Source organism: Helicobacter pylori FD535, assembly GCF_000296015.2.
GTDB classification, from domain to species: domain Bacteria; phylum Campylobacterota; class Campylobacteria; order Campylobacterales; family Helicobacteraceae; genus Helicobacter; species Helicobacter pylori_CT.
Genome location: NZ_AKHP02000004.1, coordinates 1 through 13,651, shown reverse-complemented (window position 1 = coordinate 13,651; position 13,651 = coordinate 1). Strand labels below are relative to the sequence as shown.

At 39.2% G+C, this 13,651-nt stretch carries 15 protein-coding genes; 3 read left to right on the top strand and 12 right to left on the bottom strand.

Translation table 11 applies throughout. The features are described from left to right. Window positions 1-15: 15 nt before the first annotated feature. Window positions 16-1,188 (top strand): glutathionylspermidine synthase family protein, encoded by a 1,173-nt coding sequence (locus DV63_RS10085; RefSeq protein ID WP_001197195.1) that lies wholly within the window; start codon window positions 16-18, stop codon window positions 1,186-1,188. Next, window positions 1,188-1,718, top strand: coding sequence for a hypothetical protein (locus DV63_RS10080; protein ID WP_000127522.1), 531 nt, complete (start codon window positions 1,188-1,190; stop codon window positions 1,716-1,718). Before DV63_RS10085 ends, DV63_RS10080 begins: the two co-directional genes overlap by 1 nt. 498 nt (window positions 1,719-2,216) lie before the next feature. Here the strand turns inward: DV63_RS10080 and hcpE are convergent, their stop codons facing one another. The 12 genes from hcpE to DV63_RS10020 form a co-directional block, all read right to left on the bottom strand. Then, the gene (hcpE, locus tag DV63_RS10075) at window positions 2,217-3,284 is read right to left on the bottom strand and encodes a Sel1-like repeat protein HcpE (RefSeq protein ID WP_000111723.1); all 1,068 of its coding nucleotides are present in this window, start codon (window positions 3,282-3,284) and stop codon (window positions 2,217-2,219) included. 92 nt (window positions 3,285-3,376) lie between these two features. Continuing rightward, complete coding sequence (locus tag DV63_RS10070) at window positions 3,377-3,748, bottom strand: c-type cytochrome (RefSeq protein WP_001235906.1); 372 nt, start codon at window positions 3,746-3,748, stop codon at window positions 3,377-3,379. Continuing rightward, window positions 3,748-4,668: a hydroxymethylbilane synthase gene (hemC, locus tag DV63_RS10065; protein WP_000527598.1), complete on the bottom strand. Its 921-nt coding sequence runs from the start codon at window positions 4,666-4,668 to the stop codon at window positions 3,748-3,750. The genes DV63_RS10070 and hemC overlap by 1 nt, the downstream gene beginning before the upstream one ends. 10 nt (window positions 4,669-4,678) lie before the next feature. Continuing rightward, on the bottom strand, window positions 4,679-6,412 hold the full coding sequence (gene proS, locus DV63_RS10060; RefSeq protein WP_000899228.1) for a proline--tRNA ligase: 1,734 nt from the start codon (window positions 6,410-6,412) through the stop codon (window positions 4,679-4,681). Between the two features lie 3 nt (window positions 6,413-6,415). Further along, on the bottom strand, window positions 6,416-7,765 hold the full coding sequence (gene hemA / locus DV63_RS10055) for a glutamyl-tRNA reductase (RefSeq protein WP_000418296.1): 1,350 nt from the start codon (window positions 7,763-7,765) through the stop codon (window positions 6,416-6,418). Beyond that, window positions 7,765-8,688 carry a polyprenyl synthetase family protein gene (locus tag DV63_RS10050; RefSeq protein ID WP_001156666.1) on the bottom strand — a complete coding sequence of 308 codons (924 nt, stop codon included), beginning with the start codon at window positions 8,686-8,688 and terminating at the stop codon, window positions 7,765-7,767. The genes hemA and DV63_RS10050 overlap by 1 nt, the downstream gene beginning before the upstream one ends. Before the next feature lie 9 nt (window positions 8,689-8,697). Next, the gene (locus DV63_RS10045) at window positions 8,698-9,093 is read right to left on the bottom strand and encodes a hypothetical protein (protein WP_001004080.1); all 396 of its coding nucleotides are present in this window, start codon (window positions 9,091-9,093) and stop codon (window positions 8,698-8,700) included. Continuing rightward, window positions 9,086-9,370 (bottom strand): DUF2018 family protein, encoded by a 285-nt coding sequence (locus DV63_RS10040; RefSeq protein WP_001206055.1) that lies wholly within the window; start codon window positions 9,368-9,370, stop codon window positions 9,086-9,088. The genes DV63_RS10045 and DV63_RS10040 overlap by 8 nt, the downstream gene beginning before the upstream one ends. 20 nt (window positions 9,371-9,390) lie before the next feature. After that, window positions 9,391-9,825 (bottom strand): DNA starvation/stationary phase protection protein, encoded by a 435-nt coding sequence (dps, locus tag DV63_RS10035; RefSeq protein WP_000846459.1) that lies wholly within the window; start codon window positions 9,823-9,825, stop codon window positions 9,391-9,393. 205 nt (window positions 9,826-10,030) lie between these two features. Further along, a complete protein-coding gene (gene flgS / locus DV63_RS10030) occupies window positions 10,031-11,176 on the bottom strand; it encodes an acid survival sensor histidine kinase (protein WP_000748814.1) in 1,146 nt (381 codons plus the stop codon). After that, on the bottom strand, window positions 11,173-11,490 hold the full coding sequence (locus DV63_RS10025; RefSeq protein ID WP_000609420.1) for a hypothetical protein: 318 nt from the start codon (window positions 11,488-11,490) through the stop codon (window positions 11,173-11,175). The genes flgS and DV63_RS10025 overlap by 4 nt, the downstream gene beginning before the upstream one ends. Continuing rightward, window positions 11,487-12,515, bottom strand: coding sequence for a flagellar basal body P-ring protein FlgI (locus tag DV63_RS10020; RefSeq protein WP_000832044.1), 1,029 nt, complete (start codon window positions 12,513-12,515; stop codon window positions 11,487-11,489). Before DV63_RS10020 ends, DV63_RS10025 begins: the two co-directional genes overlap by 4 nt. Window positions 12,516-12,703: 188 nt before the next feature. Here DV63_RS10020 and DV63_RS10015 point away from each other — a divergent pair. Beyond that, on the top strand, window positions 12,704-13,651 hold a 948-nt coding region (locus DV63_RS10015), incomplete at its 3' end, for a DEAD/DEAH box helicase (RefSeq protein ID WP_020982360.1).

Sequence of the window (13,651 nt, the reverse complement as noted above, 5' to 3'; positions counted from 1 at the left end):
ATTCAAGGCTAAAAAATGCAAGTGATTCCTTTAAAACCTTTAGACAATAAGACCTTAGAAGAAATCGGCTTAGATTGGCACACTAATGACGACATGTCGTCTTATATCGCTGATGAAATGGTGGTTGTTTCTCAAAAAGAAGCGGACGCTTATTATGACGCTTGTAATGAGCTTTATGACATGTTTGTAGAGACGGCTGAAGAGACCATTAAAAACGATCGCTTTTTTGAATTGGATATTCCTAACGCGCTCATTCCTATGATCAAACAGAGTTTTGAAGAAGAAGTGCATTGGCATATTTACGGGCGTTTTGATTTAGCCGGGGGGCTTGATGGCAAGCCTATTAAATTACTGGAATTTAACGCTGATACCCCCACCATGCTCTATGAAACTGCGGTGATTCAATGGGCGTTACTCAAAGCGAATGGCTATGATGAAAACAAGCAATTCAATAACCTTTATGAAGCGCTTGGCGAGAATTTTAAACGCATGGTCACTTTAGGCGAAGACACGAGCCGTTTTGAGGAAATGTATGAGGGGTGGAAAATCCTTTTTTCAAGCGTTAGGGGGAATATTGAAGAAGAACGCACCATGCATTTTTTACAAGACGCTGCTCAGAGCGTGGGGTTTGAAACGGATTTTTCTTACATTGATGAGGTGGAATTTAATATAGAAGAGGGCGTGTTTAAAAACGGCTTGAATTATGAGTTTTTATTCAAACTAATCCCATGGGAAAATATCGCTATTGATGAGCCAGAATTAGCCCTTTTGATGCAAGGCATGATGGAAAATAAAAACACGATTTTTTTAAACCCCGCTTACACGATCCTTTTCCAATCCAAGCGTTTTTTAAAACTTTTATGGGACAGATACCCCAACCACCCCTTATTGTTAGAAACGAGCTATGAACCTTTAGCCAATAAAAAGCAAATCAAAAAAGTGGCTTTTGGTAGGGAAGGGGCGAATAGTGAAATCTTTGAAGCTTCCATGCAATCGCTTTTGAAAACGGACGGCGTTTATTCTAACCACAAACCCGTTTATCAAGAGTTTTACGAGCTCAATTCGCATAACGGGTTGTATTATCAGCCTAATGTGTTTTTCGCTTATGAATCTTGCGCGCTAGGGTTTAGAAAAGGGGGGTTGATCTTGGATAATTTTTCAAAATTCGTGAGCCACAGGTTGCAATAATGACCGCAACGATGCGTTATTTTCACATCTATGCGACCACTTTTTTCTTCCCTTTGGCGCTTCTTTTTGCGGTTAGCGGGCTTTCATTGCTCTTTGGGGTGCGCCAAGACACTGGCGCTACGATCAAAGAGTGGGTTTTAGAAAAATCCTTAAAAAAAGAAGAACGATTGGATTTTTTGAAAGACTTTCTGAAAGAAAACCATGTCGCTATGCCTAAAAAGATAGAGCCTAGAGAGTATAGGGGAGCGTTGGTTATTGGCACGCCTTTGTATGAAATCAACCTTGAAACTAAAGGCACTCAAACAAAAATCAAAACCATTGAAAGGGGCTTTTTAGGCGCGCTCATCATGCTGCATAAGGCTAAGGTGGGCGTTGTGTTTAAGGCGCTTTTGGGGATTTTTTGCGTGTTTTTATTGTTGTTTTATTTGAGCGCGTTTTTAATGGTGGCTTTTAAGGACACTAAACGCATGTTTATAAGCGTTTTGATAGGGAGTGTGGTGTTCTTTGGAGCGATCTATTGGTCTTTGTAGGGTTTAAAAACACTAAAAGTATTTTTTTATAATCAAAATAAAAGAGCTAAGCGAGCGGTAGTTTCTCATAACACGCTCTTATAGGGTTAGGGGGATTTAGTTTTGGGGAGAGTTTTTCAAAATACCCCCTATCCCCTTATGAGTTTTAAAAATCCCGTTTTTTAAAAAATTAAAGCTTATTCATAGTGGAGCAACGCTAAGGGTATTTGAGATTTTCCCTAGACTGATGCGAGAGTTTGGGTTTCACTCTGTATCCCTATAATAGGGATTTTACAGATTTTGATCTCTAACGCATCCGCTCTTTTTGTGCATCATGTCTTTAAAAGCGTAACTCCTTTACCCTAGATACGAACGCAATGTTATAGATTAGCAGCATTACAAACACTAAAGATTAAAAATTAATAGGGTGGGTTTCTGCTTTGGTTCTTAAAACAGAGCCAAATCTTTGAAAAGTTTTGAGTCAAACACGATGATAATTTAGGGGATTGATTGAATTTTTCAATACCCCCTAAGTTTAGTGAGGTTTTCGCATGCTTGTTTCATGCCTAGCTTACAGCCCTTGTCATAAATCGTTATGGCGTTTTCTTTGTCTTTCATGTTGTAATACATGCCCGCTAGAGCGAAGCAACCCACTTCATCGCCCATATCGCAACCCCTTTCATAATTATCAAGGGCTTTCCTCAAGTCTTTTGGAACAGCATCCCCTTGGGAATACATAAAGCCCATCCTGGAGCAACTCACCGCGCTCCCCATATCGCATGCTTGTTTGAAATAATTAAAAGCCTTTTGGGGATCTTTTTTGACATACCTGCCTAGCATATACATAGAGCCCAAACTCGCGCAACCACCAGAATTGTTTAACCCGCAGGCTTTTTGCAAATAATCAAACGCCACTTCAAAATCTTCATCAAGTCCTGCATCGCCATTTTCAAACAAACTCCCTAACGCACGGCAAGCCTGCCCATCATCTAATCGGCATGCTTTCAAATAATAGATGACGGCTTTATGGTTGCTTTGTTTGACTTCTAAAAAGCCTTTTTCATAAGCCACGCCCAAAACATAACACCCCTTAGCCATATCAAAATTACAGCTTTTTTGGTAGTAGGTAACCGCTTGAGCGGCATTGCCTTTGATTTTTCGGTCATAAATAATGCCTAAATTGTAGCAACTCTCAGGGTGTTTTAAAACGCACGCCTTAGCGTAAGCGTCAATGGCCTCTTGATAATTTTGAGCCGTGCCTAACCCCTCATCATAAAGCCCCCCTAAACCAAAACACCCTTCCCTATCATCAGCTTGGCATGCGGTTTTATAATATTCTAGGGCTTTTTTATAATCTATTCTAGTGCCTTGCCCGTTTTCATAAATGATTCCTAATTGCGTGCAACCTTCACTCACCCCATCGTTGCATGCTTTTTTAAAATAAGATGCCGCTTTAGAATAATTCCCGCTTTTATAGGCTCTTTCAGCAATCCCCAAAAAACTATTGTCTTGTTTCCCCCATAAATGGGCATTCAAGCTCCAAAAAAATAACCCACAAACTAATATTTTTAAAATTTTGACACTCATTTCTACCTTCTTTTAAATTCTGATTTTTAGAACCCTCTTCAATCAAAACAAAAAATGCAACGCTCCATTTTAACATAAATCAAGCGCTTTGATTAAGGCTTAAGAGGATCCTTACGCTCTCCTTTATGCTCTAAAGAGGTGATATAAAGGTAAATCGCTTGGATTTCTTCTAAATTGAGATTGTATTTAGGCATCATGCCTTTGCCTAAACTCAAGGCGTCTTTAAAGGTTTTAAAATCTAAATGGTTGATTTTAGGGGCGTAGAGGATTTTTTTTTCGCCTTTTTCGTAATAAAAAGTGATTTCTTGCTTTTCGCCTTTAATGCCATGGCATTTCGCGCACGCAACACCCCTAGGGTTTTTATAAAGAGCCATCCCGTATTCCAAATCAGAGATGAAATCCGCTTCTTTAGCGTTCAAATTTAACCACCACCCAAACAAAACCAGCGCGATAAACAAACGCATTAAAACAACTGCGCCTTTTCTAAAATCTCTTTAGCCCCACTTTGTAAAAACGCCTCTAAAAGCTCTTGAATTAAATCAAACGCCTTAGTTTTATCCCCTTGCTTTTCTTTAGTAATGACTTCTTTCCCGTTAGGCAAGCCTAAAACCGCCTGGATTTTAACCCTATCGCCCACTAAACTCGCATGCACGCCTATAGGGATCTGACACCCCCCATTAAGCCCCTTAATAAACTCCCTTTCTAAATGGCAACAAAACGCGCTTTCTTCATCGTTGAGTTTTTGGAGCGTGGCAAAATGCTTGTGGTTTTTGAGCATTTCTACCCCTAAAGCCCCCTGACCCATGCTGGGAATCATTTCTTCCACGCTAAAAGCCTTGCGGTATTTCGCGCCTTGAATTTCTAGGCGGCATAACCCGGCTTCAGCTAAAATGATAGCGTCAAATTCTCCGCATTCAAGCTTTTTCAAACGGGTTTGGACATTCCCCCTTAAGCTTTCTGTGTCTAGATCCTGGCGTTTCAGTTTGAGCTGCATGGAGCGCCTTAAAGAGGTCGTGCCAACCTTGGCCCCTTTAGGCAAACTCATCAAATCAGGGAATTTCACGCTCAAAAAAGTGTCCCTCACATCAGCCCTTTTGGTGATGCATGCCAAGTCTAACCCCTTTTCAAACACGACCGGCACGTCTTTTAAAGAATGCACCGCCAAATCAATTTCGCCTTTTAAAAGCAATTCTTCTAATTCCTTAGTGAATAGCCCCTTACCGCCAATCTTATTTAAAGGGGTGTCTAAGATTTTATCGCCCTTAGTCTTAACGATTTGAATCTCGCTTTCTATCAAGCATTCTTTTTTCAGGCGCTCTTTAATGTGATTCGCTTGCCATAAGGCTAATTCGCTCCCCCTAGAGCCAATCACTAAATTTCCCACTCTCTCCCCCTTATTCGCTCGCTAACATTTCTAAAATTTTTTCTTCTAATTCTGCGTCTTTAAGCGTTTGTTTTTCTAAATTAGCGCGTTTGATGCATTCAAATTCTTTATTCTCTAAAGTTTGCTTCCCAATAATGAGCGCCAATCGTTCCCCAATCAATTCAAAATCCCTCATCTTCGCCCCAAAACGCGCGTCTCTGTCATCTAGTAGCGCATCAACACCCTTTTGAAGCAGCCTTTCATACACTTCAAAAGCGAGTTTTTTTTGCGCTTCATCTTTCCAATTAGAAACCACGATCACCACATCAAAAGGAGCGGTATTTTTCGTCCATACACAGCCTAGATCATCGCTTTTTTGCTCTAAAATCGCGCTGAGCAATCGGCTAATGCCTATCCCATAGCACCCCATTTCAAAAAACCGCTCCTTACCATTCTTATCCAAGAAACTAGCTTTCAAGCTTTTAGCGTAGCCTTGCCCGAGTTTGAAAATATGCCCCACTTCCAAACTCTTATGGTATTTCAACGTTCCTTGACAATTAGGGCAATGATCGCTCTCTTTAACCTGGACAATATCCGCATAAACAAGATTTTCAAACCCTTTTAAATCCACGCCCACCGCATGAAAATCCTTTTCATTAGCCCCAGCGATCAAGCAATCACTCTCTTTTAAATCACCATCAAAAACAATGTAAGAAACATGCTTTTTCAAGCCATAAGGCCCTATAAAACCCGCTATTAACCCCGCATTATCCAAATCTTTTTGACTCGCCTCTCTCAATTCTAAAGCGTTCGCTCCTATAATGTTCAAGGCGTTTAGGGCTTTAACTTCCTCCAAATTGTCATCGCCCCTAACAAAAAAGCACGCTAGGGTTTCTTTATCTTTATGGATCACCTTTCTCACAAGTGCTTTTAAAACAAAATAAGGCTCTGTTTTAAAAAACTCCGCCACGCTTTGCGCGCTAGTGGTATTAGGGGTAGGGAATTTCGCTAATTGCGCTTTTGGGACATTTAAAGGCTCAAGCCTTTTAGAGCGTTTAGCGATTTCAATGTTGGCGGCATAATCGCAATTTTTACACACCACGATCGTGTCTTCCCCGCATTCTGTTAAAACGACAAATTCCCTGCTCTTACTCCCCCCAATCGCCCCGCTATCCGCTTCCACAATGCGAAAATCCAAACCCAAATCGCTCAAAATCTCTTTATAAGCGCTTTGCGTGTTTAAAAATTCCTTATCCAAGCTCTCAGCGTCTTCATGAAAGCTATAACCATCTTTCATGATAAATTCCCTCGCTCTCACCAGCCCAAATCGTGGGCGGATTTCATCACGGAATTTCGTGTGGATTTGATAGAGATGGACGGGTAATTGCTTGTAGCTTTTAATGAAATTAGCGGCAATTTCGGTGATATTTTCTTCTAAAGTGGGGCTTAAAACAAAATCATTGTCTTTTCGGTCTTTAAAAACCAATAATTCCTTGCCGTATTTATCCAAACGACCTGATTTTTCCCACAAACTCGCCAAAACCACAAAACTCATTAAAATATTTTGCGCCCCATGCTCTTGCATGCGTTTGTGCGTGATGTTTTCTATCTTGTCTAGCACTTTTTTAGCTAAAGGCAAAAAATTATAAATCCCGCTGCCTACTTGATAAATGTATCCTGCTTGAGCTAAGTGTTTATGGCTTTTTAACACGGCATCTTTAGGGGGTTCTTTGAGAGTGGGGGCAAAGAGTTTTGAAAACAGCATGCATTATTCCTCGTAATATTCGCATTTATAGAGATTCAAATTCTGGGCATGATTAGCGTTAGATTTGTCCAAATTAAACAAGTTTTTAATCGCACCCACAAGCACATCGGATTCTTCTTTTTGAGCATTCTTCTTCAAGGCGATGGTGGGGTGGTGTAAAAAAGTATTGAAAGCGTTGTGCAAGATCTTTTCAATGTTGTTTTCGTATTCTTTAGGCACATAGCGTTTTTTAAGCGCTTTTTGCAATTCCTTCTGGGCTGAAATCCTGGCTAATTCCCTTAAATCCTTAATCACAGGCTCTACTTCTAAACTTTGGATCCACTGGTAAAACTCCATTGTGGCAAGCCCTACAATCTCATAAGCTTTAATTCTGCTCTCTTGCCTGTTTTCCACATTTTCTCTCACCATAGGCTCTAAATCATCAACGCTGTATAAGAAAATATTATCCAATACCGGCTTTTCAATGTTTCGTGGCACGGCTAAATCAAACCAAAAACGCCTGAAAATCGTTTCTTTTAACATGCCATTTTGCACGATAAAGTTCGGCGAAGAAGTGGCGCAAAAAAGCAGTTCGTATTCATTGATATAAGCGTTTAAATTTTCTATATTTTGAAAGCTCACTTTTTTTGGCTCTTCTAATTCTTTGATGAAATCTTCAAATTTAGCCGCATTACGCCCTAAGATGAGCGCTTCAAATTGCTTGTTTAAAAGGTGCTTGATGACCAATTGAGCCATCTCGCCAAGCCCTATCACAAGGGCTTTTTTATCCTTAATCCTTTCTTTTTCAAAAATATTAAGTGCTTCTTTGACCGCCACTGAAGAGATGGAGACCCCTTGTTTGGAAATGCCGGTTAAATTGCGCACTTTAGCGGCGCATTTGAAAGCAAAATGGAGCAATCGGGTTAAATCTTTGGAGCAAAATTTCTCTTCAAAAGCGAATTTATAGGCGTTTTTCATCTGCCCTGTGATTTGAGTTTCCCCCACTACTAGGCTATCTAGACTGCTGCACACGCTAAAGACATGATGGACTGCACTTTCATCAGTGCTCATTAAAACGCATTTTTCTAAATCAGACACGCTCATTTTTTTATTTTGAGCCAAAATTTTCAATAACGCGCTTTTTTGTTCGTTAGCGTGAGCGCCATGCCTTAGGCTCGCATAGATTTCAAAGCGGTTACATGTGGATAACACCATGCACTCTTTGATATTAGGGCAATGGTTTTTAATGGTTTGTAAAAATTCTCTAAGCATTGCGGGCGAATTGATAGCGAGTTTTTCTCGCATTTCCAAGCTCATGCTTTTATGCGTAAAGGCTAGGGTGAAATATTTTGACAAATGAGTTTCTAACTCCATTAAAAAGTCCTATAAATGACATCTTGCGCTAGCTTTTCTAAAATCAAATTGTTTTCCCCTTTAATGGCTTCAAGGGCCTTCTTAGAATAAACTTGAGCGGTTTTAAGGGTTTCTTCTATGATACCATATTGCTTGAATTTTTCCTTAGTCCATTCTATGATTTCATGACTATCTTGTTTAAAATAAGAAATTAAAAGCCCTTGTTCATGCTGATTTAATTTTTCATATAAAAGCAAGTAGGGTAAAGTGGTCTTGCCTTCTTTAAAATCGCTGAAATTGGGCTTGCCTAAAGTTTTGGCGTCTTGAGTGATGTCCAATAAATCATCAATGATTTGAAACGCCATGCCAAAATTCAATCCAAAATCCGCATACATTTTTGCGTCTTTATCCAAAAGAACCGCCATGCTCTTTAAGCTCGCTTCTATGAAATGAGCGGTCTTGTCTTCTAAAATGCGCCAGTATTTTTGCTTGTCGCTATTAAAACTTCCCCCCACAAACACATCTTCAATCTCGCCTCTAGAGAGCCTTAAAACCGCATTAGAGAGGGCTTTGGCGATGGATTCACCCATTTTAGAGAGTTCAAAAAAGGCTTTAGAATAAAACACATCCCCAAGCATCACGGCGTTAAAATTACCAAAAAGAGCGTTAATGCTGGGGAGTTTTCGGCGCATGGCCGCCTTGTCAATCACATCGTCATGCAATAAGGAAGCGGTCTGTATCATTTCTACAATCGCGCACAAATTGAATGCTTTATCCAATAAAATAGCGTCTGTTTTTTCGTCTAACAAAGCGAGCATGAGTTTGGAGCGCAGCATTTTTGAAGGGCCGATCTTAGAAAATAATTCGTCTATAAAGCCGCTTTCTATTTCTTTGATCCAAGAAGCGATCTTATTTTGAATGTCTTTAAGTTGTTTTTCTTGCATGCAAATTCCTTAAGGCTCTTTAGGAGAAAAAACAAGGGGCATAAGGGCTAAAAGCCTTAAAGCGGCTTTATCTTCTTTAAAATCTTTAAACACGAGCGACAGAGTGCTGTTAGAAGAAAATTTTTCTTCAAAAACCTTGAGGTTATAGGTGTTTCTCGCATGATCGGTGTATAAAATAAACTGGTAAGGGAAATGGTTAAAACGCATGTTGATGACTAAACCTTTATTTGCATATAGCGTCCAATAGAGCGTGATTTCTTTGGTTTGTTCATTTGAAGTGTCTTTGATGATCGCTTTAAACACTTCATCTTTTTTTAATTCTAGCGTTTTATCTATCCCATAATCAAGCCCAAACGCCTTTAAAAAAAAGAGGAATATCAAGCCATAGCGGATAAGCTCATTCATTCCCACTGAGAATATTCGCCATGGATTGGATCACAATGTCTGTTTTCCTGCTCTCTATTTTTTGTTGCAACTCTTCATCAATTTTTAAAGCTCTAGCGAAAGATTCAAACTTTTCTTCCAAGTCTTCTTTTTCTATAAAAGTTTCTAAAAGAGCCAAAAGTTCTAAAAGCCTTTCTAGCTCCTTTTTAGAAAGCTTTTTGCTCGCATGAAAAATAATGTCATTCCACTTGTCTAAGGGGTTTCCCTCAAAAATTTCAAGCTCGCTGTAATCTCTCATGCTGGCTTCTTTTTGGGAGCTTAAGCCAAATGGGCTTGCAGCATCCAAATGGATTTTTGCAACTTGGCTAATTGATCGTCCGCATAAGTTACGGTGACTTTATCGCCTTCTTTTTCAGCGGTGTTAGAGAGCTCTTTAAATTCTTTTTCCAGGTGTTTGTAGTCTTCTAGAATTTCTTTAAAGATGTCTTTAGAGTGGAAGCTCGTTTTAGTTTCTTCTTTAACACGAGTGAGTTTGATCGCTTCGGATAAAGTGACTAAGGGGTGGTGTCCTAATTGAACGATCCTTTCAGCGAGATCATCAAACATGTCCGCAAACTCTTCATAAATTTCTTCAGTGGCTTTATGCACATTGAAAAAATCGGTGCCTTTCACATTCCAATGGAAGTTATGCACTTTCATAAATAACACGATCGCATCCGCTTGCAAATGTTTTAAAATTTCAAATGTTTTCATCAAAAGTCCTTTTTTTAAAATTGTTTTAGGCTTTTATTTTCATAAAAACCTTGAACGCTATCCTACACCAAAAGAGTTAATAAAAAATTTTTTTGATCTTATTTTTGTCAAATATTGATAAACCCTATTCAATTTAATATTATTTAATCTTTTTAAAATTTTGTTTTATAGTAAAACTCATTTTTAAGGGGGATAGTTATCCAAATCAAGAAGCGTTAAGAATCTTAATTTCAAAGGTTTTTTCTTGATTTTCTAATAGCGCAATGCTCCCTTCATGGGCTTTAACCACTTGTAAAGACAAAGCTAACCCTAAGCCATTACCCTTTAATTTAGTGGTTTCAAAAGGCTCAAATAAAGTGCTTTTGTTTTCCACTTCCTTGCCATTATCAATAATGGTGAAGACAATAAATTCGTTTTGAATGAACGCTTCAATCTTCACTTGCCCCTGTTCGCTCTCTTCTAAGGCTTCAATCGCATCAATAGCGTTATACAAGAAGTTTTGTAACACAATCCCCATCAAATCAAAGTCAAAAAACCCTTCTTCGTCGCTAAAATTAAAAAGAAAATCAATGTCTTTAGAGTAAGTGTAGCAATTTAGGGCTTCTTTGAGATCGCTCTCTAGCGTTTTTAAACTTTGCTTGGTGCGGTTGGCTTGAATGCCTTTAGAAAAAAGCAAGGTGGCTTTAATGATTCTTTCTACGCGCCATAAAGCTTTTTGCAATTCTACAACAATGGGCTTAGTTTTTTCGTTCGCATGCTTTAATAACACCGAAGCTAAAAGAGAGATAGATCCTACAGGGTTTCTGATCTCATGGGCTAAATGCGCTGAGATTTTCCCCATAGAAGCGAGCCGCTCTTGGCGTTTTTGAGCGCTAATATCGGTTGCGGTGATGATTTGCTTGCCTTGAATGCTGTTTTGCTGGACTAAATAGCTTTTATTTTCATGTTCAATTTCAGTGTTAAAATTTTCTAATTTAGCCTTATTGAACACCTCATGGCTTTGATTGGCTAAAGAATTTTTATAAAAAAAGCTCCCGTTTTCATTCATCACCCAAATGGCTTGCGGTAAAATCTCTATGACCCATTCATAAAGGGCTTTATAATCCTTAAATTCCTTTTCTACCTTGTAGCTTTGTAAAATGAATTGGTTTAAAAGCCCTAGCAATTCTTGCATGTCTTTTTTATTGGAAAAATTTTCTAATAAATCTTCGCTCTCTTTGGGTTTGAAATTTTCTAATGAAATCACATTATCCTCTTTTTTTAACAACCCCTTCAAAGAAGAAGCCTTATGGGAGTGTTTCAAATAGGGACGCTTTAAATAAGGGCGTTTCAAGCGCTTGGATTTTTTCATGGTTTTTGTTTTTCTCGCTCTTTTAAGAAATTAAACAGCATTTCGCTATAGCCAAAATTCCCGCTCAATTCTTTAGAAAGGGTGTCCTTATACATGGATGTGTAAATCTCATCGCCCGGGGCTTTAGGATATAAAGGGTTATCCATTTTCATGGCGCTATCCAGCATGAATTTTAAAAGCAACGCTTCAAAAGAATCGGTTTGTTCTTTGAGGAGCTTGTCGTTTTTATTGCGGGCTAGTGCTTTTAATTTCTCTTCGCTCGCTAATTTAGAAACATTGTATTGCTCTAACATGGCTTTATTGTTGTTTATCATAGTATCTCCATTTCAGCGCTAATCGCGCCGCTTTTTTTTAGGGCTTGCAAGATGGAAACCATCCCCTTAGCGCTCACGCCAATTTTTTGTAAGGCTTTTACCACCCCGGCAATGGTGATGTTTTTCCCGTTAGAACTCAGCGTGTTATGAGCGGTGTCTAAGGACATGCTATTGTCTAAATCCTGCGTGTTTTTAGAATCACTTAAAGGCTCTTTAGTGATTTTAAGCGTGATGTCTTGGCTTGTAACCACTATAGGATGCACTATTATATCCACTCCTGAAACGATCGTGCCTGATTTTTCATCTACAATGATCTTATTTTTCGCGCTGTAATTAATAGGGATTTCTTGCACTAAGGCTAAAAACTCCACCATAGAAAGACGCTCTGGGCGAGTGATTTGAATGGTTTTTGGATCTAACGCTATGGCTACTTTATTGCCAAATACCTTATTTAAAGTGTTTTGCACTTGGATAGCGTTTTTAAAATTAGGGCTTTTTAGGCTTAAAACCATGGCGTTTTTATGGAATAAATCATACGAAACTTCCCTTTCAATAGTCGCCCCATTGATGATATGGGCTGAGAGCAAGTTATTGGAATTACCCGAAGTGATAGCCCCTTGAGCGAGAGCGTAAATATTCCCATCTACCGCATTTAAAGGGGTCATCACCAAAGTCCCTCCTTGAATGGATTTTGCATCCCCAATAGAAGAAATTTGAACATCAATTTTATCGCCCTGTCTTGCAAAGGGGGGTAAGGAGGCTGTAATCATCACTGCAGCGACATTTTTAGACTTAATATCATCTGCGGAGATTTTGACGTTCACGCTCTCTAGCATGTTAGAAATGGATTGCATGGTGAATTTTGAGCCGGATTTATCCCCTGTGCCATTCAAGCCAATCACAAGCCCATAACCAATCAGCTGGTTATCCCTTACGCCCACCATGCTCGCTATATCGCCTATTTTTTCGGCCAAAAGCTTGTGGAAGGCTAATACAAAAATAAGCCATAAAAACACCCGTTTCAATCAAACCCTTTCTTATTCCTTAAATTCTAATTATTTTAGCATAAGCCTTTTATAAAAACTTTAAACCTAATTGAGCGCATTTTTATGCTATACTCAAAAATCCTATAAACTTTAAATCAAAGATTTTAATTTTAGCCTTTTATTAGCTTTTTATAAAGTTTCAAATTGAATTGAGGTATGAATCTCCCATGGAATTTAATCAACCACCACTCCCTACAGAAATTGATGATGACGCTTATCATAAGCCTAGTTTTAATGATTTGGGCTTAAAAGAATCGGTTTTAAAATCCGTTTATGAAGCCGGTTTCACTTCCCCAAGCCCCATTCAAGAAAAGGCCATTCCGGCTGTTTTGCAAGGTCGAGATGTCATCGCGCAAGCCCAAACAGGCACAGGAAAAACCGCCGCTTTCGCTCTGCCCATTATCAACAACCTTAAAAACAACCACACCATAGAGGCCTTAGTGATCACGCCCACCAGAGAATTAGCCATGCAAATTAGCGATGAGATTTTCAAACTGGGCAAACACACTAGGACTAAGACCGTGTGCGTGTATGGAGGCCAGAGCGTTAAAAAACAATGCGAATTCATTAAGAAAAACCCCCAAGTGATGATCGCTACACCAGGAAGGTTGTTGGATTATTTAAAAAACGAACGCATCCATAAATTCGTGCCTAAAGTGGTCGTTTTAGATGAAAGCGATGAAATGCTGGATATGGGGTTTTTAGACGATATTGAAGAGATTTTTGACTACCTCCCTAGCGAAGTGCAGATTTTGCTTTTTTCAGCCACGATGCCAGAGCCGATTAAAAGACTAGCGGATAAGATTTTAGAAAACCCCATTAAAATCCATATCGCTCCTTCTAATATCACTAACACCGACATCACCCAACGCTTTTATGTGATCAATGAGCATGAGAGGGCCGAAGCGATCATGCGCCTTTTAGACACCCAAGCGCCTGAAAAGAGCATTGTTTTCACGCGCACCAAAAAAGAAGCCGATGAATTGCACCAATTCCTTGCTTCTAAAAATTACAAAAGCACCGCTTTGCATGGGGATATGGATCAAAGGGATCGGCGCGCTTCTATCATGGCGTTTAAAAAAAATGACGCTGATGTGTTGGTGGCTACCGATGTG

What these genes read in the sequence shown, in the direction of transcription:
- hemA (WP_000418296.1), bottom strand. Translation starts at nt 7,765, where the DNA reads ATGGAGTTAGAAACTCATTTGTCAAAATATTTCACCCTAGCCTTTACG.
- DV63_RS10085 (WP_001197195.1), top strand. Translation starts at nt 16, where the DNA reads ATGCAAGTGATTCCTTTAAAACCTTTAGACAATAAGACCTTAGAAGAA.
- proS (WP_000899228.1), bottom strand. Translation starts at nt 6,412, where the DNA reads ATGCTGTTTTCAAAACTCTTTGCCCCCACTCTCAAAGAACCCCCTAAA.
- DV63_RS10040 (WP_001206055.1), bottom strand. Translation starts at nt 9,370, where the DNA reads ATGAGAGATTACAGCGAGCTTGAAATTTTTGAGGGAAACCCCTTAGAC.
- DV63_RS10045 (WP_001004080.1), bottom strand. Translation starts at nt 9,093, where the DNA reads ATGAATGAGCTTATCCGCTATGGCTTGATATTCCTCTTTTTTTTAAAG.
- DV63_RS10080 (WP_000127522.1), top strand. Translation starts at nt 1,188, where the DNA reads ATGACCGCAACGATGCGTTATTTTCACATCTATGCGACCACTTTTTTC.
- dps (WP_000846459.1), bottom strand. Translation starts at nt 9,825, where the DNA reads ATGAAAACATTTGAAATTTTAAAACATTTGCAAGCGGATGCGATCGTG.
- hcpE (WP_000111723.1), bottom strand. Translation starts at nt 3,284, where the DNA reads ATGAGTGTCAAAATTTTAAAAATATTAGTTTGTGGGTTATTTTTTTGG.
- flgS (WP_000748814.1), bottom strand. Translation starts at nt 11,176, where the DNA reads ATGAAAAAATCCAAGCGCTTGAAACGCCCTTATTTAAAGCGTCCCTAT.
- DV63_RS10025 (WP_000609420.1), bottom strand. Translation starts at nt 11,490, where the DNA reads ATGATAAACAACAATAAAGCCATGTTAGAGCAATACAATGTTTCTAAA.
- DV63_RS10070 (WP_001235906.1), bottom strand. Translation starts at nt 3,748, where the DNA reads ATGCGTTTGTTTATCGCGCTGGTTTTGTTTGGGTGGTGGTTAAATTTG.
- DV63_RS10050 (WP_001156666.1), bottom strand. Translation starts at nt 8,688, where the DNA reads ATGCAAGAAAAACAACTTAAAGACATTCAAAATAAGATCGCTTCTTGG.